Source organism: Chelatococcus reniformis (assembly GCF_014640075.1).
In the GTDB taxonomy this organism is placed as follows: domain Bacteria; phylum Pseudomonadota; class Alphaproteobacteria; order Rhizobiales; family Beijerinckiaceae; genus Camelimonas; species Camelimonas reniformis.
Genome location: NZ_BMGG01000013.1, coordinates 49419 through 70505, shown reverse-complemented (window position 1 = coordinate 70505; position 21087 = coordinate 49419). Strand labels below are relative to the sequence as shown.

Below are 21087 nucleotides of genomic sequence, written 5' to 3'. Positions count from 1 at the left end.
CCCTTGGCTTCACAGGCGCGCTCGATGCCGGTTGTCTTGCGCGAGGCTTTGGCCTCTGCCACGGTCGCTCTCCAGAACCCCTCTTCGGCGTGAGTTATAGGCTGTCGAGAAGCCGGTGCAAACCTGCGCCGGAGGCGCGTCCGGCCCTCCGCCGCCGAATTCCCAAACAGGCTCTCAGCGGATGAAGATCACGGTGAGGGCGAGGAACAGCGGAATGAGGATGCCGCAGGACCACACAATATATCCGAAGAAGCTCGGCATCGGCACGCCGCGCTCGCGCGCGATAGCATAGACCATGAAGTTGGGCGCATTGCCGACGTAGCTCAGCGCCCCCATGAACACCGATCCCATGGAGATGGCGGCGAGCGTCCCGGCGCCGGTGGTCATCAGCGCCGCCGCATCGCCGCCGGCGAGCTCGAAGAACACCAGGTAGGTTGGCGCGTTGTCGAGCACGGAGGACAGGGCGCCCGTCAGCCAGAAATAAGCGACATTGCGGGGCTCGCCGTCCGGGCCGGTGACCAGGGCGACCAGCGGCGCCAGGATGCCGTCGGGGCCGGCCTGCAGGATGGCGACCACGGGGATGATGCAGGCGAAGATGCCGGCGAACAGCTTCGCCACCTCGCTCAAGGGGGCCCAGCTGAAGCCATTCCTGGCGCGATGCTCGGCGGGCGTGAGCCAGAGCGAGAGAAGGCCGAAGACGACGAGCAGGCCGTCGCGGGCCAGGTTCTCCAGCTTGAGCTCGGACCCCAGGACGGTGAAGGCGATACCCGGCTTCCACAGGCCGCTCAACAGGATCGCCCCGATGATGCCGGCGAGCAGGGGGATATTGGCGAGGCCCACCAGCCGCAGGCGCGAATCGGGTGTCGGATCGGGCAGCGGCGGTCGTGTGTCGTCGATGCGGTAGAGGTGGCGGTCGAGCGCCGCGAACAGAACGAGGAGCGCGGTCACCAGGAACAGCGTCTCCAGCTTGAGATGGCTCGCCGTCCAGAAGAAATCGACGCCGCGCAGAAAGCCCAGGAACAAGGGCGGATCGCCCAGCGGGGTGAGCGAACCACCGATGTTGGACACCAGGAAGATGAAGAAGATCACGACGTGGGCGCGGTGGCGCCGGTCGTCGTTGGCGCGCAGCAGCGGCCGGATCAGGATCATCGAAGCGCCCGTCGTGCCGACAAGGCTGGCGAGGACCGTGCCGAGAGCCAGCAGGCCGACATTGACCCGGGTCGAGCCGTGCGGATTGCCGACGATGAGCAGGCCCCCGGCGGTCGTGAACAGGCCGAACAGCAGCAGGATGAACGGCACGTACTCCAGCAGCGCCGCGTGCGCGAGCACCCGCGCAGTGACGTGCGGCCCGTGCAAGGCGGCGAGCGGCGCGACGGCGAGCAGGGCCCAGAATGCGGAGACTTTGCCCAGATGGCGTTCCCAGGCGTGGTGGGCGACGAGCGGGCCGAGCGCGATGGAGGCGAGGATGCCGGCGAACGGCAGGATCCAGCCGATGCCGAGCGCGGCGCCGTCCAATCCCTCCGCGGCGAGGGCCCGCCCGGGCAGCGCCGTGAGCACGATCGCGATCGCCGCGCCGGCGGACATCCGCATGAGCTGGTCACCTCCGCTTCTGCTCGGGCCCGTCTAACGGCAGCCGGAGTGCAACGGAAGCGGCGGTCTTTCCAAGGGGCGCCGCTCGGGCCATGTTCCCAACCCGATCGGCGCGTTGCCGTGTCCGCTGGAGGCTGCCGTGCACCGTCGTGACCTGCTGTCCGCGCTCGCCGGGCTCGCCGCAGCCGTGGTGCGGCCCGGGCGTGCCCGGGCGGATCAGCCGGTGGTCGTCGGGTCCAAGATCGACACTGAGGGCGCCGTGCTGGGCAGTCTGATCGTCGCGGTGCTGCGCCGGGCCGGGATCCCGGTGACGGCCCGCCTCCAGCTCGGACCGACCAGCATCGTCCGCCGCGCCCTGCTCGGCGGCGAGATCGATCTCTACCCCGAGTACACCGGCAACGGCGCCTTCTTCTTCCAGCGCCAGGATGCGCCGGCGTGGCGCGACGCCGCGGCCGGCTACCGGCTGGTCGCGGGGCTCGACCGCGCGAACGGCATCGTCTGGCTGCCGCCGGCGCCCGCCGACAACACCTGGGCCATCGCCGTGCGCCGGGACGTGGCGGCGGCGAACGGGCTCGCCAGCATGGTGGATTTCGCCCGCTGGCTGTCGACGGCGGCCGGCCTGGAGGCGGTCATGCTGGCGGCCTCGGCCGAGTTCGTCGACAGCCCGGCCGGTCTGCCGTCGTTCGAGCGCACCTATCGCTTCGCCATTCCGACGGGGCGGATGCTGGTGCTGTTCGGCGGCGACACCGCGGTGATGATCCGCGCCGCGGCGCAGCGCATCAACGGCGTCAACGCGGCGATGGTCTACACCACGGACGGCGGCATCGGCCCCGCCGGCCTGGTGAGCCTGTCGGATCCGGAGCATGCGCAGATCGTCTACGCCCCGGCCCCGGTCGTCCGCGCCGCCACCCTTGACCGCTATCCGGCCATCGCGACCAGCCTGGCGCCCCTGTTCAAGTCCCTCGACATGGACGCGCTGCGCCGGCTCAACGCGGCCGTCGCGGTGGAGGGCTGGCCGGCCGAGCAGGTGGCCACCGACTACCTGGCGCAGAACGGGCTCGCCGGATGACGCACGCGCCGGCCCTGCCGCCCACTCCCGGCGCCATCAGCCGCAAGGCCGCCCCGGCCGCCCCCGTCGTGGCCGTGACCGCCGCCGCGGCGCTGGCGGGGCTCCTGGCAGCGGCCTTCCTGTCGCAGGCCCCCAATCGTCTGGTGGCGGGCGCGCCGGTCGGCCTGATCGCCGCTGCCGGCGGGCCCGGCGCCGGCCTTCTGCTCGCCCTCGTCGGCGCGCTCGGCCTGAGCGGCTGGCGGGCCGGCCGGCTCGGCGCCGCGATCAGCGCCGTGCTGGCGACGGCCGCCCTGCTGCTCGTGCCCGTCCTGGCGGGGCTCGCCGCCGAGCGGCTCGGCGCCGGCCAGCCGCCGTTCGCGCGCACGGCACTGGCCGCCGGCGCCTGGATCGCGCTGGTCGCGCTCGGCCTGGCCCTGGCCGATGCGCTGCCGCGGCTGCCGCGGCTGCCGGCGGCGGCGATCCTCGTTGCGGGTCTGGCCATCGGCGCCGCCGCGGCGCACGCCGGCGTCTTCGACCAATTGTCCGTGGTGAAGGAGCTGCTGGCCCGGCGCCAGGAGTTCTGGCCCCGCGTCGGCCAGCACCTCGCCATCGCCGCCGGCGGCCTGCTCCCGGCGCTCGCCATCGGGCTGCCGCTCGGCCTCCTGGCCCGCACCGGCGGCGCGTTCGCCGGCTGGATCGACGGCGCCCTCGGCACCATCCAGGTGGTCCCGGCAATCGCCCTCTTCGCCCTGCTGATGACGCCGCTGACCTTCCTCGCCCAGACGGTGCCGCCGCTGCGCAGCCTGGGGCTGGCCGGCATCGGCGCCGCCCCCGCAGTGATCGGGCTGGCGCTCTACCTGCTGCTGCCGGTGGTGCGCGCGGTGGCCGCCGGCCTCGACGGGGTCGATCCACGCGTAGTCGATGCCGCCCGCGGCATGGGCTTCCGCCCCTGGCGCCGGCTGCTCGGCATCGAGCTGCCCCTCGCCCTGCCGGTGATCCTCGCCGGCGTGCGCATCGCCAGCGTGCAGGCGGTGGGGCTGGCGACCCTCGCCGCGCTGGTCGGCGGCGGCGGGCTGGGCGCCTACGTCTTCCAGGGCATGGGCCAGTTCGCCGTCGACCTGGTGCTGCTCGGCGTCATCCCGATCGCTGTGCTGACCGCTCTCGCCGACGGCGCCTTCCGGCTGCTCGACGCGCGGCTGGCCAAGGGGCACCGGCGATGAGCCTGCCGGCCCCACCTTCGCGCCAGGCGCTGTCTGCGCTGGCCGGAGTGCGCGCCGAGAGTATCGCGGCCCTGCTGCTCATGCTCAAGGGCTACCGCATCCTGGCCCGCCGCTACCGGGCCGGGGGGGGCGAGATCGACCTGATCGCGGCGCGCGGCGACACCGTCGCCTTCGTCGAGGTCAAGGCCCGCGGCATGATCGCCGCGGCCGAGGAGGCGATCACCGCCGACAAGCGGCGCCGCCTGGTGCGCGCCGTCCGCCATTGGCTCGGCCGCAACCCGTGGGCAGCGCAGCGCACCCTGCGTTGCGACGCGGTGTTCCTGGGCCGCGGGGCTTGGCCGCGCCACGTGCCCGACGTGGTGACGCTGATGCTCGATTGAGGGCGCCGTCCCTCGCGTGACGCACGGCCGGACTTGACCCGGCCATGCGCACTCCTCAATGAGACGAAACCTGTCCGGGTACGAAGAGGCGTTGAGCCATGGTCCTGAGCGTTGCGGTCCAGATGGATCCGATCGAGCGCATCAACATCGCCGGGGATTCGACCTTTGCGCTGCTGCTGGAGGCGCAGCGGCGCGGGCACGCCATGCGCTACTACACGCCCGACCAGCTCTCCATGCGCGACGGCATCGTCTCCGCCGTGACGCGGCCGCTCGAGGTCCGGGACGTCGTCGGCGGCCACTTCACGCTCGGCGCGTCCGAGCGCACCGTGCTGACCGACCTCGATGTGGTGCTGATGCGCCAGGACCCGCCGTTCGACCTCGGCTACATCACCGCGACGCATCTGCTCGAGCGGGTGCACCCGCAGGTTCTCGTCGTCAACAACCCGGCCGAGGTGCGCAACGCGCCCGAGAAGCTCTTCGTCACGCACTTCCCGCAGCTCATGCCGCCGACGCTGATCACCCGCGACAAGGCGGCGATCGAGGAGTTCCGCCGCGAGTTCGGCGTGGTGGTGATGAAGCCGCTGCACGGCCACGGCGGCGCCGCGGTGCTGCGCGTCACCGAAAACGACCCCAACTTCGGCTCGATCTTCGACCTGTTCGCCGCCACCTTCCGCGAGCCGTGGGTGGTGCAGCAGTTCCTGCCGGCGGTCGCCCGCGGCGACAAGCGCATCATCCTGGTGGACGGCGAGGCTCTCGGCGCCGTGAACCGGGTGCCGGCCGAAAACGACATCCGCTCCAACATGGTCCGCGGCGGCGCCGCCAATGCGACCGAGCTGACCGAGCGGGAGCGGGAGATCTGCGCCACCATCGCGCCGGCGCTGCGCGAACGCGGGCTCGTGTTCGTCGGCATCGACGTGATCGACGGCTACCTGACCGAGATCAACGTCACCTCCCCGACGGGCATCCGCGCCATCAAGCGCGTCGGCGGCCCCGACCTCGCCGTGGCGATCTGGGACAGCATCGAGGCAAGGCGCGCCTAAAGCGTGTGCGCGGCCTGGCGATTCGTGCTACGGGATGGGCAGGTCCATGGAACGCGTTCCCAACGATTGGCACCGGTCGGCGCGGAGGCGATTTGGACCCAAGCCGCGCGCATCCCCGGCCGGAGCGGGCCTCCGATGGTGAAGGGCTCGACGGCGCCCGTGTCGCCGCTCAAGGCGGCATGATGGTTGCACCCACCCTCTTTCATAGGGCGGCCACGGCGCTCCCGCAGGGCGCGTCCGGATGGTCGCGTGCGGATTGTCCGGATTGACCGAGCTCCTCGCCGAACCCCAGTTCCAGCTCGACAGCGCCATCGCCGACCTGGAGCGGCGCTGTTCCAACGATCATGCCGCGCTGCGGGCCGGCCTCGTCACGCTCATGCGCGAGGTGCTGGACCGCGGCCGGCAGGGCGCCCGCGACTGGCTCGACGTGGAGCGCGACGGCATCGTCTGTGCGCACCGCTTGTCCGGGCTGATGGACCAGGTGCTGCAGGGCATCTACCGGGTGCTGGCGACGCACATCTATCCCGTCAACAACCCCTCGACGAGCGAGCGGCTGACGCTGGTGGCCACCGGCGGCTACGGCCGCGGCACGATGGCCCCGGGCTCCGACGTCGATCTCCTGTTCCTGTTTCCCTACAAGGCGACGGCCTGGGGCGAGAGCATCGTCGAGGCGATCCTCTACGTGCTCTGGGACCTGAAGCTGAAGGTCGGCCACGCCACCCGCTCGGTGGACGAGTGCATCCGCGAGGCCCGCGCCGACCTGACCATCCGCACCGCGCTGCTGGAATCGCGCCGCGTCCTGGGCGACGAGGCGCTGTTCGCCGAGCTGATGACGCGCTTCGACAAGGACGTGGTGCAGGGCACGGCGCCGACCTTCGTCGAGGAGAAGCTGGCCGAGCGCGAGCTGCGCCTGCGCCAGGCGGGCACCGCGTCGCGCTACGTCGTCGAGCCCAACGTGAAAGAGGGCAAGGGCGGCCTGCGCGACCTCAACACGTTGTTCTGGATCGCCAAATACGTCTACCGGGTCACCGACGCCCGCGAGCTGGTGGCGGCCGGCCTGTTCACGCCCGAGGAATACGCGCGCTTCAACGTCTGCGAGGAGTTCCTGTGGCGCGTGCGCTGCCACATGCACTTCATCACCGGGCGGGCCGAGGAACGGCTGTCCTTCGACCTCCAGCGCATCGTCGCGGAGAAGCTCGGCTACGCCGCCCATGGCGGGCTGTCCGGCGTGGAGCGCTTCATGAAGCGCTACTTCCTGGTCGCCAAGGACGTGGGGGACCTGACCGCCATTGTCTGCGCCGCGCTGGAGGCCCGGCACGCCAAGAAGGCGCCGATGCTCAACCGCTTCGTGCGGCGGCTGCGGCCGGGCGCGCAGCTCCGGTCCGACGATTTCGCGCTGGTGTCGGACCGCATCACCATCAAGTCGCCGCCCGTCTTTCAGAAGGATCCGGTCAACCTGATCCGCCTGTTCTGGCTCGCCGACCAGAACGACAAGGCGATCCATCCCGATGCCAGCCGGCTCGTCACCCGCTCGCTCGGCCTGGTGAACCGCGGCCTGCGCGAGAGCCCGGAGGCCAACCGGCTGTTCATGGACATCCTGACCTCGCGCCATTCGCCCGAGGTGGTGCTCCGACGCATGAACGAGACGGGCGTGCTCGGCCGCTTCGTCACCGAGTTCGGCCGCGTCGTGGCAATGATGCAGTTCAACATGTACCACCACTTCACGGTGGACGAGCACCTGCTGCGCGCCATCGGCGTGCTGGCCGAGATCGACGGCGGCCGCGTCGAGGCCGAGCATCCGCTCGCCAACAAGATCATCCGCACCATTCAGAACCGCAAGGCCCTGTATGTCGCGCTGTTCCTGCACGACATCGCCAAGGGTCGCACCGAGGATCACTCGATCGCCGGCGCCCGAATCGCCCGCCGGCTCGGGCCGCGCTTCGGCCTCAGCGAGACCGAGACCGATCTCGTCGCCTGGCTCGTCGAGCATCACCTGCTGATGTCCATGGTGGCGCAGAGCCGCGATCTGTCCGATCCGCGCACCATCGAGACCTTCGCCGGCGTGGTGCAGACCCCGGAGCGGCTGAAACTGCTGCTGATCCTCACCGTCGCCGATATCAAGGCGGTGGGCCCCGGCGTCTGGAACGGCTGGAAGGGGGAGCTGCTGCGGACGCTCTACTTCGAGACGGAGGCCTTCATCACCGGCGGCCACGGCGTCGTGGCGCGCGGCGAGCGCATCCGCGTCGCCCAGGAGGCTCTGCGCGAGGCGCTGGCCGGCTGGATGACCGAGGCGTTCGAGACGTACGCGGCGCGCCACTATCCCGCCTACTGGCTCAAGGTCGATCTCGGCCGCAAGGTGAAGCAGGCGGAGTTCATCAAGGCGTCGGAGGCCGCCGGACGGACCACGGCGACCATGGTCGAGACCGATCACTTCCGCGGGGTCACCGAGCTTACCGTGATGGCGCCGGACCATCCGCGCCTGCTCGCCATCGCGACCGGCGCCTGTGCGGCCGCGGGCGGCAACATCGTCGATGCCCAGATCTTCACCACGGCCGATGGCCTGGCGCTCGACACCCTGTTCATCTCGCGGGCGTTCACGGCGGACGACGACGAGATGCGCCGCGGCGAGCGCATCGCCAAGGCGATGGAGCGCGCGCTCAAGGGCGAGGTCAAGATCGCCGACCTGGTGGCCGCCAAGCGCTCGTACAGTCGCAGCAAGCCGTTCCAGGTGGCGCCGGAGGTGCAGATCGACAACACCCTGTCGAGCCGCGAGACGGTGCTGGAGGTGTCGGGCCTCGACCGCGCCGGGCTGCTCTACGACCTGACGACGGCGATCGGCCGGCTGAACCTCAACATCTCGTCCGCCCACATCGTGACCTTCGGAGAGCGGGCCGTCGATACCTTCTACGTCACCGACCTGACCGGCGCCAAGGTGACGTCGACGGCGCGGCAGAACGCCATTCGCCGGGCCCTGGTCGATGTGCTGCGCATCGACGAGGAGGAGGCCAGGCGCGCCGGGGGCCGCTGAGAGCCTGTCTGGAAATGTCGGACCGACCCGCCCGACATTTCCAGACAGCCTGCTTAAGGCATTGCGCCATCGCATGAGATCATCCGATGGCGCAGAAAATGCCCGACGCTTTGCATGCGGAGCGCCCCCTTGCGCTCGCGTGATCTCACCCGATCGCCGCCGAGCGTCCGCGCCGTCTTGGCCAATACCTTGATTTTTCGGCGTCAGGGGCTGATATGGCCGGTGAATTCACCCCTTTCGCCGAACTCGGCATCACTTAGATTGACGCTATGAACCAGAAGCCGAACGACCACGAGGCCGCCGGCCCCGACACCGTCATCCAGGACACCGGCGTGCAGCCGGAGCCGGCCGCCGCTGCGCAGCGCGAGCCGGGTGATGTGATCGAGGCGCTAGCCGCTGAGAACACCGAGCTCAAAGACAAGGTGCTGCGCACCCTGGCCGATATGGAGAACCTGCGCCGCCGCACCGAGCGCGAGGTGGGCGACGCGAAGACCTACGGCGTCTCGAGCTTCGCGCGCGACATGCTGACCGTGGTGGACAATATCGCCCGGGCGCTGGAGGCGATCCCGGCCGAGGCACGCGGCCATGCGGATGCTCCCCTCAAGAGCTTCGTCGAGGGCATCGAGCTCACCGAGCGCGATCTCATCAAGACCCTCGAGCGCCACGGCGTGAAGCGCATCTCGCCGCAGGGCGAGCGCTTCGACCCTCACCGCCATCAGGCGATGTTCGAGCTGCCCGACACGTCGGTGCCCAACGGCACGGTCGTGCAAGTGGTGCAGCCGGGCTTCGTCATCGGCGAACGCGTCCTGCGCCCCGCCCTGGTGGGCGTGTCCAAGGGCGGCGCCAAGCCCGCCCCGCAGCCCGCCGGCGGCGAAGCGAACACGGACGAAGGCTGAGCCACGGCAGCCGTTCGACGGCGATGGCCGGGCCTCACCGGCCACCGCCGGAGCGGCGAACGTCAGCCCGACAGGGCTGACTCAACGGCCCGTTCCACGGGGATGGATGGCCGGATCACGTCCGGCCATGGCGCAATTGGCCGCTCTCGGCTGCCGCCACCTGGGCACGAGCGAAATCGGCGGCGGTCTTGTAATCGGCCTTGCCGTTCGCCGCGCGCAGCGGGCGGGCCGCCACGAGCACCCGCTTGGGCGTCTTGTAACCGGCTAAGCTCTGCCGCACGTGCCGTCGCACGGCGTCCTCGTCCAGCGCCTCGCCGGGGGCGAGCTCGATGACGGCCGTCACCGCCTGGCCCCAGGTCTCGTCCGGCACGCCGACCACCAGCGCGTCCTCGATGGCCGGGTGGGTCTTCAGCGCCTCCTCCACCTCCTCGGGAAAGACCTTCTCGCCGGCCGTGTTGATGCAGACGCTGCCGCGGCCCAGCAGCGTGATCGAGCCGTCCGCCTCAACCGTGCAGAAGTCGCCCGGCAGCGAGTAGCGGACGCCGCCGATGGTGCGGAAGGTGCGCGCCGTCTTGGCCTCGTCGTTGTAGTAGCCGAGCGGGTTGGGTGGGCCGACCGCCACCATCCCCGCCACGCCGGATCCCGGCTGGACCGGCCGGTCGGCCTCGTCGAACACGCGGCAGCGCTCGTCGACCATGAACTTGGCCGTCGGCACCTCGCCGTCGGCGGTCATCACCGACATGCCCATGCCGATCGCCTCCGACGAGCCGAAGCTGTCGCTCATGGCCGCCTGGGGCATGTGGCGCAGCAGGCCGCGCTTGACCTCGACGCTCCACATCACGCCGGACGAGATGATGCCGACGACGCTGGACAGGTCGTAGCGGCCCGGCGCCGCGTCGAGCGCGTGCAGCAGCGGGCGGCCGAAGGCGTCGCCGACCAGGGACAGGCTGTCGGGCCGGTGCCTGTCGATCGTCTCCGCCATCTCCACGCCGTCAAAGGAGGCCCCCGTCAGGGTGACCACGCAGCCGCCGGCGGTATGGGCGGCGAGCGCGGTCAGGAGCCCGGTGCCGTGCATGAGCGGCGGCGCCGGCAGGGTGCGCCCGCCCGGCGCCTGCCGGGCCGCTTCGATCGTCTGCTCGAGGGTCTCCGGCACCGGCCCGAGCTTGCGGGCCGACCACAGCCCCATCTCGCGCAGGTCGTGGTGCGTCCACATCACGCCTTTCGGCATGCCGGTGGTGCCGCCGGTGTAGATGAACAGCAGGTCGTCCGGCGAACGCGCGATGGCGAGGGGCGCGCCGTCGCCGGCGGCGATCAGCTCGTCGTAATTGGCGGCGAAATCGGCGACGCGGCCGCCGTCCGGCACCTCCACGAACAGCTTGACCTTGGTCAGCCGTGGCCGGAGCTGGGCCACCGTGGCACGGAACTCGGCGCCGTAGACCACGACCGCCGCGTCCGAATTGTCGAAGATGTAAAGCACCTCGTCGGGCGTATAGCGGTAGTTGATGTTGACGTGCGTCAGGCGCGCTTTGTAGCAGGCGGCCACCGTCTCCACGTATTCGGGCCTATTGCGCATGTAGAAGGCGACCTTGTCGCCGGTGGCGGCGCCGGCCGCCAGCAGCGCGCGGGCCAGGTTGTTGGAGCGCCGGCTGGTCTCGCCCCAGGTTATCACCCGGCTGCCATGGATGAAGGCGGGTCTATCGGGCGCGAGCACCGGCTCGATACCGTCGAGGATGTCTCCAAAGTTCCAGCCCACGTCTCTCTCCCTGTTCGTGCGCCCCCGGCGCGGGGACGCGCGTCGTTGGTCGACCGGATCTCACGTCCGGTTTCCACTTCGGTGGAACATGTTCTAACAAGCTTCGGCGAAAAACCCATGGACGAAGCGCAGCACGGAGGAACGCCATGTCGATCGATTTCGAGATTCCAGAGGACGCCAAGGCCGTCCGTCAGAAGGTGCGCCAATGGGTGCAGGACGAGTGCAAGCCCGCCGAGCAGCGGCTCAAAGACGGGGCCGACTTCAAGGCAACGCTGGCGGAGCTGCGTGCCAAGGCGCGTGCGCAAGGCCTCTGGAACCCCTTCGTGCCGGTCGAGTACGGCGGCATGGGCCTCGGCCCGCTCGCCAATGCGCTGGTGCAGATGGAGCTGGGCGACAGCCATCTGGGCGCGCTGTCGATGAACACGCAGGGGCCTGACGACGCCACCATCATGACCCTGATGTCCTATGGGACGGACTATCAGAAGGAGAAGTATCTCAAGCCGCTGCTGAACGGCGAGAAGCGTATCTGCTACTCGATGACGGAGAAGGCGGCCGGGGCCGACGCCACCGGCATGAAGACGACGGCCGTGAAGGACGGCAAGGGCAACTATGTGCTGAACGGCGAGAAGTGGTTCTCGTCGGCGGCGAGCGCGGCCGACATCGCCCTCGTCATGGCGCTGACCAACCCGGAGGCGTCGCGCCGCAACCGGCATTCGACCTTCATCGTCGAGCTGCCCAACCCCGGCTATCAGATCCTGCGCGACATCGAGACCATGGCGGTCCACGGGCCCTTTGCCCGCGAGATGGGCCATGGCCACTGCGAGGTGCTGATCGACAACCTGGTGGTGCCGGAGGCGAACCTGCTCGGCGGCGAGGGCAACGGCTTCAACATGGGCCAGCATCGCCTCGCCTACGGGCGCCTGCGCCACGGCATGCACAACGTGGCCATGGCGCAGCGGGCGTTGGATCTCGCCACCGCCCACGTCATCAAGCGCGAGACCTTCGGCCAGCGGCTGGCCGATCGCCAAGGCGTGCAGTGGATGCTCGCCGATTGCGCGGCCGAGCTCTACAAGGCCCGGCTGATGCTGCTGCACATCGCCTACAAGGCGGAGAAGGGCCTGGACCTGCGGCAGGAGAACTCGATCGCCAAGGTGTTCCTGGCGAACATGGTGCACAAGGTGGTCGACACCTCCCTCCAGCTGCACGGCGCGCTGGGCTTCAGCCTCGATACGCCGCTGGCTGCCTGGTACACCAGCATCCGCATGCAGCGGCTGGTGGACGGACCGGACGAGGTGCACCGCTGGATCACCGGCCGCAACGTCATCAAGGCCTACGAGGAACACGGCACCAGCGCCTCGGCCGCCGGCGGCGACCTGCTTTAGTGGGGTCGGGGCTCCATACCTCGCCCCGCTTGTGAGGAGCGATCGGCTTGCGCGTTATCCAGCGCAAGCCGGGTGAGGGGGGCTCCCGGAGAAGGCTCAAGGCAGTCAGGGCATGGCAAGCCCCCTCACCCTCCCTCTCCCCGCCAGCGGGGAGAGGGTGCGCGGCGGCACCGTTAGCGCCAAACCGCCAAAAACTTTTGTGCAACGCAAAGCTCATCAAACACGCCCGCTTGGCAAATACGGGAGGAATCGATGTCGGACATCCGCTTTGACGCCAAGGTTGCCATCGTCACCGGTGCGGGGGGTGGCCTGGGCCGTCAATATGCCCTGGAGCTCGCCCGTCGGGGCGCCAAGGTGGTCGTCAATGATCTCGGTGGCAACCTCGACGGCACCGGCGGCTCGCCGGCGGCGGCCGAGGGCGTCGCGGCGGAGATCAAGGCCGCGGGCGGCGAGGCTATCGCCAACGCGAGCTCCGTGACCGACGATGCCGGGATGGCCGCCATGGTGCAGCAGGCCATGGACGCCTGGGGCCGCATCGACGTGCTGATCGCCAACGCCGGCATCCTGCGCGACAAGTCGTTCACCAAGATGACCGTCCCGGACTTCGAGGCGGTGCTGAACGTGCACCTGCTCGGCACGGTCAAACCGACCAAGGCGGTGTGGGACATCATGCGGGCCCAGAACTACGGCCGCATCGTCGTGACCACCTCGTCGACCGGCCTCTACGGCAATTTCGGCCAGGCCAACTACGGTGCCGCCAAGCTCGGCCTCATCGGCTTCATCAACACGCTGAAGCTCGAAGGGCAGAAGAACAACATCCACGCCAACGCGATCAGCCCGGTGGCCGGGACCCGCATGACCGAGAGCCTCGTGACCCCCGAGGTCTTCAAGGCGATCGCCCCCCAGTATGTCATGCCCGGCGTGATCTACCTGGCTTCGGACGCCGCACCCAGCGGCGCGATCCTGGCGGCCGGCGGCGGCGCGTTCGCGCTGGCGCGCATGTACGAGACGGAAGGCGTCCATCTGGCACCGGCCGACCTGTCGGCGGAGGCGGTCCGCGACAACTGGGCCAGGATCGGTGACGAGGCCGGCCAGCAGGCCTACGCTGCCGGCGGCGAGCAGGGCCAGAAGTTCTTCCGCAAGATGGCGGGGGGCTGAGCCCCCGCGGCGCTCCGGGGGCGGCCGAGCCCGTCCCCGCAGAACCCCGCGCTCAGGTCGCCTCGCCCAGGACCGACGTCCCGCCCTCAGATCGTGACCTGGGTGCCCACCTCGACGACGCGGCCGGTCGGGATCTGGAAGAAGTCGGTGGCGTCGCTGGCATTCTTGGCCAGCGCGATGAACAGCTTGTCCTGCCACATCGGCATGCCGGAATCGGCCGCCGGCCGGATCGAGCGCCGGGACAGGAAGAACGACGTCGACATGATGTCGAACTTGAGCCCCTGCTTGCGCAGGATGGCGAGCCCGCGCGGCACGTTGGGCGTCTCCATGTAGCCGAAGTTCATCTCGACCCGCCAGAAGCCGTCGGCAAGCGGGTGGGTGACGACGCGTTCGTCATCGTCGACGCGCGGTCGGTCGAGCGCGCGGATCGTCAGGATGACGTTCTTTTCGTGCAGCACCTTGTTGTGCTTGAGGTTGTGCAACATGGCCGAGGGGGCCGTCTCCGGGTCGCTGGTGAGGAACACGGCGGTTCCCTTGACCCGGTGGGGCGGGCTCTTGGCGAGCATCTGCACCAGCTCCTCGAGCGGCACGTCGGTGCGGCGTGTCTTGGCGAAGAGGATCTCGCTGCCCTTGACCCAGGTCCACATCATCAAGATGAGCGCCCCGGCCATCATCAGCGGCACGTAGCCGCCGGTGAGCAGCTTGGAGAAGGTGGAGCTGAAGAAGGCGAGGTCGACGAGGATGAGCGGCATCATCAGCGCCAGCGTCGCGGTGAGCGACCAGCGCCAGCCCTTCCAGATGACGATGACGGCGAGCAAGGCGTCGACCGTCATGGCGCCGAACACGGAGATGCCGTAGGCGTGGGCGAGCGCGCTCGAGGAGCCGAAGGCGGCGACGAGCAGGATGACGCCGACCAGCAGGATGAAGTTGATGCGCGGCAGGTAGATCTGGCCGGAGTGCTCGGCCGAGGTGAAGCGGATGGCGAGGCGCGGGATCAGGCCGAGCTGGATGGCCTGCCGGGTCAGCGAGAAGGCGCCGGTGATGACGGACTGGCTGGCGATGATGGTGGCGGCCGTCGCCAACAGGACCAACGGCAGCAGCAGCCATTGCGGTGCCAGGCGATAGAACGGGTTCTCGATGGCGGCCGGATCGGCGAGCACCAGGGCGCCCTGGCCGAGGTAGTTCAGCATCAGGGCCGGAAAGACGTAGCCGAACCAGGCGCTGCGGATCGGCGTGCGGCCGAAGTGTCCGAGGTCGGCGTAGAGCGCCTCGGCGCCGGTGACGGACAGGCAGACGGCGCCGAGCACGGCCAGGCTGAGGCCCGGGTGGTTGATGAAGAAGAGCGCGGCGTGGTGGGGCGAGATGGCCCACAGCACGTCCGGGTTCTGCACCACCTGCACCAGCCCGAGCAGGCCCATGGTGCCGAACCAGAGCCCCATGACCGGGCCGAAGAGGGCTCCGACCCGGCCCGACCCGTGATTCTGCACCGCGAACAGGGCGATGAGAATGACGATGGTGATGGCGACGATGTAGTGGTCGAGCGCCGGCGTGATCAGCTTCACGCCCTCGACCGCCGACAGCACCGAGATCGCCGGCGTGATCATGGCATCGCCGAAGAACAGGGCGGCGCCCGCCGCGCCGAGGAAGAGGATGGCGTGGCGCCACCGGCCGGCCAGGGCGCGCTGGGCGAGCGCCACCAGGGTGAGCGTCCCGCCCTCGCCGTTGTTGTCGGCCCGCAGCAGCACCAGCACGTATTTGCAGGTCACGATGATGGTCAGGGACCACAGGATGAGCGACAGCGCGCCGACCACGAGGGCGCGGGACAGGGTCTCGCCCCCGTGGCTCACCACCACGTTCACGGTTTCGCGAAAGGCATAGAGCGGGCTGGTGCCGATGTCCCCGTAGACGACGCCGAGCGAGCCGATCACCAGGGGCCAGAAGCCCACCTTGGGGGCGGGCGCCTCCAGGGCAGCCGACGTCATGTCGGCGTTGTCGGCCTGCTGAAGCGTTCGGTCGGATGCCATGTGAGGTGCCGGCTCGATAGGATCGCTAGGTCTGGTCGCTTGGCTGCGGCCCACCTGCTGACATGCGGACCGTCCGGACGCGGACCCTGCGGCCTCGGGACTGCGAGCGTGCGGTCCCGGCCGCCCGGCCCCCCCGAGCCCCATGGACGTACCACAGCTCTGCAACGGAAAGATAGACGGGTCCGTGGCGCCCCACCATAGGCGGGGAAGGGGGCGCGGATCGTCAGGCGGGCGTGCCGAAGCGGTCTTCGATGTAGGTCTCGACCATGCCGCGGAAGTCGGCGGCGATCTGGGGCCCGCGCAGCGTCGCGACCTTTTGACCGTCGACGAACACCGGGGCTGCCGGGCTCTCGCCGGTGCCGGGCAGCGAGATGCCGATGTCGGCGTGCTTGGACTCGCCCGGACCGTTGACGATGCAGCCCATGATGGCGACGTTCAGCGTCTCGACACCGGGGTAGCGCTCTCGCCAGCCGGGCATCGAGGCGACGATCCAGTCCTGGATATCCCGGGCGAGTTCCTGGAACACGGTGGAGGTGGTGCGGCCACATCCGGGGCAAGCGGCGACCAGAGGCACGAAGGTGCGGAAACCCATGGTCTGGAGGAGTTCCTGGGCGGTGCGCACCTCCAGCGAGCGGTCGCCGCCGGGCTCCGGCGTCAGCGAATAGCGGATGGTGTCGCCGATGCCCTCCTCCAGCAGGATGCCGATCGCCGCCGACGAGGCGACGATGCCCTTGGAGCCCATGCCCGCCTCGGTCAGGCCCAGGTGGATGGCATAGTCGGACCGCCGGGCGAGCTCGCGGTAGACGGCGATCAGGTCCTGTACCGCCGAGACCTTCGCCGACAGGATGATGCGGTCGCGGCCGAGCCCCATCTCCTCGGCCCGGGCAGCGGAGAGCAGGGCGGACTGGATCATGGCTTCGCGGGTGATGGCGCGCGTGTCGCGCGGCGCCGGCGCGCGCGCGTTCTCGTCCATCAGCGTGGTCAGCAGTTCCTGGTCGAGCGAGCCCCAATTGGCCCCGATGCGCACCGGCTTGTCGTAGCGCAGCGCCATCTCGATGATGGCGCCGAACTGGCGGTCGCGCTTGTCCTTGAAGCCGACGTTGCCCGGGTTGATGCGATATTTGGCCAACGCCTCGGCGCAGGCCGGGTGATCGGCGAGCAGCTTGTGGCCGATGTAGTGAAAATCGCCCACCAGCGGCACCTCGACGCCGATGCGGGCGAGCCGGTCGCGGATGAACGGCACCGCCCGCGCCGCTTCGTCCCGGTCCACCGTGATGCGCACCAGTTCGGAGCCCGTCTGCGCCAGCGCCGCCACCTGCCGGACCGTCGCGTCGACGTCGGCGGTGTCGGTGTTGGTCATCGACTGGACGACGATCGGCGCGCCGCCGCCGATCGTCACCTCGCCGACGCGAACGGCGACCGTCCGCCGGCGCGGGCTCGGCCCGGCAAGGCGCTCCTCCAGGCAGGGCGGCGGCCCGGCTTCATCGCCAGCCGCGGCGGCAGGAACTTGAACCGCAAGGTTCATGGCGATCTTTCTCCATCACGGCGCCGCCGGCGCCAGCGTGACTTGACGCGCTGATTAGGAAAATCCTGCGGCGCTCACAAGCCGCCGCGGCGCCGGGCTGGTCAGCGCGGCCGGCAATGGGCGCAAAGTCCCTCGATCTCCAGCACCTGGCCACGCGGCGCGAAGCGATGCGCGGCGATGACGGCGCCGACCGCACCAGCGACCTGCGGCGACGTCGCCTCGTCGACACCGCCGCAGGCCTCGCAGATCAGGAAGACGTTCATCTCGCCGGGGGCGTGGGCGTGCGGGCAGGCGACGAAGGCGTTCTTGGTGGCCAACCGGTGCACGAAACCCTGCTCGGTCAGGAATTCGAGCACTCGGTAGATGGTGATCGGCGCGATGCGCTTGCGCGTGCGCCCGGCCAGCACCTCGGCCAGGTCGTAGGCGCCCAGCGGCCGGTGCGTGTCGTAGAGCGCCTCCAGGACGGAGCGGCGCAGGTCCGTCAGCCGCACGCCGCGCTCGCGGCAGATCTCGTCCGCGAGGGCGAGCGCCTGCGGCGCCTCCCGCGCCCGTTCGGCCGCATGGGCGCAGGCGCCTGCATCGTGCGCATGGGCGGCGTGCGCAGGGGCAGCGGAGGCGCGGTCGGCGGGGGCGTGCGCAGCGTGGCCACGCACCTCGGCCTTCGCCTGCCGCCGGCCGTCGCGGCTCGGTTTGCGGTCAATGATCGTCACGGGGTTCCCGTCATGGCGCGCTCCACGCCTTCTGCTCCGGGCAATATAGGCCAGTCCGCGGGCGGTTTCACCTGTCAGCGGCGACCGTGGCGTAGCGAAGGCGAGCCTGGGAGCGCTTCGCGATCCGGCGGCGTCACCCAATCGCAGGAGAAGCGCTCCAGGATCAGAATTCCCGAGCATTTCTGCGCCGTCCGAGGGACCCATCCAACGGCGGAACGCTCTCGCCTGCAAGCCCCCTGAGCTTGTGCAGGCGCAGCCGGCACTCCATTTATGCTGCATTGCACAACGGCGCGGGGGCCGAATTCACCCCAAAGAACAGGATTGCAGGATGTTGGACGCGTTCTTCCGGCGCAAGCCGCCCCCGGTGGGGCTGGCGGGGCCGGGAACCGAGAAATACGTGGCGCTCGCGCTGCAGGGCGGGGGCGCCCATGGCGCCTTCACCTGGGGCGTGCTCGACGCGCTCCTGGAGGACGGGCGCCTCGGCTTCGAAGCGATCTCAGGCGCCAGCGCCGGCGCGATGAATGCCGTGGTGATGGCCGACGGCTTCCTCGCCGACGGGGTCGATGGCGCGCGGGCGCATCTGGAGCGGTTCTGGAAGGCGGTGAGCCTGGACGGCACGCTCAATCCGGTGCAGCGCGCCGTCATGGACCAGGTGCTCGGTTTTTGGAGCGGCGCGGTGGCGCCGTTCTCCACCGTGCTGCGACAGATGAGCCCCTATGAGAGCAACCCGCTCAACATTAATGCGCTCCGCAGCGTGGTGGAGGAGCTGATCGACTTTCCGCGGGTGCGGCAGGCGACGGCCGTGAAGCTCTACGTCTCGGCCACCAACGTGCGCACCGGCAAGCTGACGATCTTCGCGGGCGGCGAACTCACGGCGGACCATCTGATGGCCTCGGCCTGCCTGCCTACCATCTTCCAGACGGTGGAGATCGACGACGTGCCCTATTGGGACGGCGGCTATTCCGGCAATCCGCCGCTCATTCCGCTGTTCTACGAGGCGTCCAGCGACGACATCCTGCTGGTCCAGATCAACCCGATCGAGCGCGCCGAGACACCGCGGTCGCACAAGGAGATCGAGAACCGGCTGAGCGAGATCAACTTCAACAGCGCGCTGCTGCGCGAGCTGCGCACGGTGGAGTTCGTCGGCCGGCTGATCGACGAGGGCAAACTGTCGCTGCGCGAATACAAGCGCGTGCTCATGCACCGCATCGACGCCGATGAGGTGCTGAACGCCCTGCCGGGCGAGACGCGCGGGGCCGCCGACTGGCGCCTCTTCCAGGACCTGCGCGATGCCGGCCGCGCCTGCGCCCAGGCCTGGCTTGGCCGCCACTACGGCGACATCGGCAGCAAGGCAACCCTGGATCTCGCCGCCATGGTGGCCTGACGGGCGGCCCGTCTCCATCTGCCTCTCCCGCGCGGGGCAACATCGGCGTGAGCAGGCCGCGGCACGGGCAGTCAGCCGTCCGCCAGCCGCCACACCGACGTGTGCTTGATCTCGCTGTCCTCCAGCTCCCGCGTCACCGCGATGTCGTAGCTCGCGACGGCACGGAGCCGCTCGCGCGGCAGGTAGCTGCGGCCGGGATCGCCGATCAGCACGGTGGCACCGCGCCCGGCCAGCACCGTGAGCCAGGCGATGACCCGGGCCGCGAGGTCCCGCTCGTAGCAGATGTCGCCGGCCAGCACGACGTCCCAGCCCTCGTCCAGGTCCAGCACATCGTCGTCGCGCGCCGCGACGACGGCGCCGTTGAGCGCGGCGTTGAGGCCGATGGCGGTGACGGCAAAGACGTCGATATCGGCCGCCTCCACCTTGGCCGCGCCCGCCCGTGCGGCCGCCACCGCGACCAGGCCCGAGCCCGAGGCGAAGTCGAGCACGCGCCGGCCGGCGACCAGGCCGGGGTTGTCGAGGATGTAGCGGGCCAGCGCCTGGCCGCCGGCCCAGGCGAAGGCCCAGAACGGTGGCGGCAGGCCGATCTCGCCGAGCTCCTCCTCGGTCTTCTGCCACAGGGCCGTGGCCTCGCCGGCCAGGTGTAGCCGCAGCTCCGGCGCGTTGGGCACGGGAAAGACCGTGGTGTGGGCGGCGATGAAGGCGGCGCGGTCGGCGACCGATGGGGGGCTCATGCGGCGGCGGATCGCGGCGCCGCGGCGGCGGGGCCGGCCGGCAGCGGCGCGGCCAGCAGGCGCGCGTAGATCGCCTTGACGTCGTCCATCACTGCCCGCTCGGTGTGGCCGTCGAGCAGGCGCGCCCGGGCGGCCGCGCCACAGGCGGCCACGCGTCCGGGATCGCCGGCGAACTCCATCAGGGCGGCGGCGACGGCGGCCGCATCATCGACCGCCACCACGCGGCCATCGATGCCGTCGCGGACGAACGAGCGGCAGCCCGGCACGTCGGTGGTGACGATCGCGCGGCCGCAGGCCGCCGCTTCCAGCAGCGTGCGCGGCAGGCCCTCGCCGCCGCGCGAGGGCAGGCAGGCGACGTGATGGTCGCGCCATACCGCCGGCACGTCGTCGGAGCGGCCGTGCCAGGCGATTCCCGGCTCGGCCGCCCATTGCCGCAGCGTGGCCTCGGGAATGGCCTTGGGATTGGAGGGATCGGGCGCCCCGTAGAGCGACAGCTCGACGGCCGCGCCCTGGGCCCGCGCCAGGCGGGTCGCGGCGACGGCGAGGTCGATACCCTTGGACCACAGCATGCGCGCGACGACCGCGACCTTGAGCGGCGGCTGCGGGGGCAGCGGCGCCGGCGCGAAAGCGTCGGGATCGACGCCGGCCCCGCCGACCACGGCGACGCTCGGGTCCCCGGGCTCCAGGCCCAGGCGCCGGACGTCGTCCACATTCTCGAACAGGAAGACGGTCGTGGCGTTGCGCAAGACGCCGCGCATGGCGGCGCGGATGATGCCGCGCGCCCGCTTGCCGACCTGATCGCGCCGCGCGCCGAGGAAGCCGAGGCCGGTCAGGGCAAAGATCCGGCGCGCCACGCCGGCGCGGCGCGCGGCGAAGCCGCCGATCAGGATCGAGCGCAGGGCGATCATATGCAGGATCGCCGGCTTCTCCCGCGCCAGGATCGCGCTCAGCCGGGCGAAGGTGGCGGCGATCGCCAGTGGATTGAGGCTGCGCCGCTCGGCCTCCAGCGCGATGACGCGGCAGCCTGCCGCCTCCAGCACCGCGCGGTGACGCCGCACCCGGGTGATGACGAGCACGTCGAGCCCCATCTCGCGGGCGGCGCGCGCCATCGGCAGGAAATGCGAGGCGAAGAACCAGTCCTCGGTGATCAGGAAGGCGAGCAGCGGCGCCCGGCCGCCGCCGCCGCCGCAGGGCGGGGACCGGTCGGCCTCCACA

General features: G+C 70.3%; 16 protein-coding genes. 9 read left to right on the top strand and 7 right to left on the bottom strand.

The features are described from left to right. Positions 1-174: 174 nt before the first annotated feature. Positions 175-1590 carry a sodium:proton antiporter gene (locus IEW34_RS28995; RefSeq protein WP_188612740.1) on the bottom strand — a complete coding sequence of 472 codons (1416 nt, stop codon included), beginning with the start codon at positions 1588-1590 and terminating at the stop codon, positions 175-177. Positions 1591-1729: 139 nt separating this feature from the next. Here IEW34_RS28995 and IEW34_RS28990 point away from each other — a divergent pair, with 139 nt between their 5' ends. The 6 genes from IEW34_RS28990 (at position 1730) to grpE (ending at position 9202) form a co-directional block, all read left to right on the top strand. Continuing rightward, the gene (locus IEW34_RS28990) at positions 1730-2659 is read left to right on the top strand and encodes a glycine betaine ABC transporter substrate-binding protein (RefSeq protein WP_244642293.1); all 930 of its coding nucleotides are present in this window, start codon (positions 1730-1732) and stop codon (positions 2657-2659) included. Next, entirely contained in the window at positions 2656-3858 is a 1203-nt protein-coding gene (locus IEW34_RS28985) for an ABC transporter permease (RefSeq protein WP_188612739.1), read from the top strand. Before IEW34_RS28990 ends, IEW34_RS28985 begins: the two co-directional genes overlap by 4 nt. Further along, a complete protein-coding gene (locus IEW34_RS28980) occupies positions 3855-4238 on the top strand; it encodes a YraN family protein (protein WP_188612738.1) in 384 nt (127 codons plus the stop codon). The genes IEW34_RS28985 and IEW34_RS28980 overlap by 4 nt, the downstream gene beginning before the upstream one ends. Before the next feature lie 98 nt (positions 4239-4336). Then, entirely contained in the window at positions 4337-5278 is a 942-nt protein-coding gene (gene gshB, locus IEW34_RS28975) for a glutathione synthase (protein ID WP_188612737.1), read from the top strand. Between the two features lie 241 nt (positions 5279-5519). Beyond that, positions 5520-8306 (top strand): [protein-PII] uridylyltransferase, encoded by a 2787-nt coding sequence (locus tag IEW34_RS28970; protein WP_188612736.1) that lies wholly within the window; start codon positions 5520-5522, stop codon positions 8304-8306. 269 nt (positions 8307-8575) lie between these two features. Beyond that, on the top strand, positions 8576-9202 hold the full coding sequence (gene grpE / locus IEW34_RS28965; RefSeq protein WP_188612735.1) for a nucleotide exchange factor GrpE: 627 nt from the start codon (positions 8576-8578) through the stop codon (positions 9200-9202). Between the two features lie 115 nt (positions 9203-9317). Here grpE and IEW34_RS28960 read toward each other — a convergent pair whose 3' ends face one another. Further along, positions 9318-10955 carry an acyl-CoA synthetase gene (locus tag IEW34_RS28960; protein WP_188612734.1) on the bottom strand — a complete coding sequence of 546 codons (1638 nt, stop codon included), beginning with the start codon at positions 10953-10955 and terminating at the stop codon, positions 9318-9320. A gap of 146 nt (positions 10956-11101) precedes the next feature. On the opposite strand from IEW34_RS28960, the gene IEW34_RS28955 reads away from it, so the two are divergent. Together IEW34_RS28955 and IEW34_RS28950 are read left to right on the top strand one after the other, a co-directional pair. Beyond that, a complete protein-coding gene (locus IEW34_RS28955) occupies positions 11102-12337 on the top strand; it encodes an acyl-CoA dehydrogenase family protein (RefSeq protein ID WP_188612733.1) in 1236 nt (411 codons plus the stop codon). Between the two features lie 252 nt (positions 12338-12589). After that, a complete protein-coding gene (locus IEW34_RS28950; protein ID WP_188612732.1) occupies positions 12590-13495 on the top strand; it encodes an SDR family NAD(P)-dependent oxidoreductase in 906 nt (301 codons plus the stop codon). An 86-nt stretch (positions 13496-13581) separates the two neighbouring features. On the opposite strand, the gene IEW34_RS28945 is transcribed toward IEW34_RS28950, so the two are convergent. The 3 genes from IEW34_RS28945 to IEW34_RS30990 all read right to left on the bottom strand — a co-directional run bounded on the left by IEW34_RS28945 (position 13582) and on the right by IEW34_RS30990 (position 17754). Continuing rightward, positions 13582-15519, bottom strand: coding sequence for a potassium transporter Kup (locus IEW34_RS28945; protein WP_373288352.1), 1938 nt, complete (start codon positions 15517-15519; stop codon positions 13582-13584). A gap of 223 nt (positions 15520-15742) precedes the next feature. Further along, on the bottom strand, positions 15743-17044 hold the full coding sequence (gene ispG / locus IEW34_RS28940; RefSeq protein WP_188612731.1) for a flavodoxin-dependent (E)-4-hydroxy-3-methylbut-2-enyl-diphosphate synthase: 1302 nt from the start codon (positions 17042-17044) through the stop codon (positions 15743-15745). Positions 17045-17145: 101 nt separating this feature from the next. Beyond that, positions 17146-17754 (bottom strand): Fur family transcriptional regulator, encoded by a 609-nt coding sequence (locus IEW34_RS30990; RefSeq protein ID WP_280516346.1) that lies wholly within the window; start codon positions 17752-17754, stop codon positions 17146-17148. Positions 17755-18082: 328 nt separating this feature from the next. Here IEW34_RS30990 and IEW34_RS28930 point away from each other — a divergent pair, with 328 nt between their 5' ends. After that, the gene (locus tag IEW34_RS28930; RefSeq protein WP_188612729.1) at positions 18083-19138 is read left to right on the top strand and encodes a patatin-like phospholipase family protein; all 1056 of its coding nucleotides are present in this window, start codon (positions 18083-18085) and stop codon (positions 19136-19138) included. A gap of 71 nt (positions 19139-19209) precedes the next feature. Here the strand turns inward: IEW34_RS28930 and IEW34_RS28925 are convergent, their stop codons facing one another. Then, entirely contained in the window at positions 19210-19872 is a 663-nt protein-coding gene (locus IEW34_RS28925; protein WP_188612728.1) for a class I SAM-dependent methyltransferase, read from the bottom strand. After that, the gene (locus IEW34_RS28920; protein WP_244642290.1) at positions 19869-21086 is read right to left on the bottom strand and encodes a glycosyltransferase; all 1218 of its coding nucleotides are present in this window, start codon (positions 21084-21086) and stop codon (positions 19869-19871) included. Before IEW34_RS28920 ends, IEW34_RS28925 begins: the two co-directional genes overlap by 4 nt. Position 21087 lies beyond the last annotated feature (1 nt).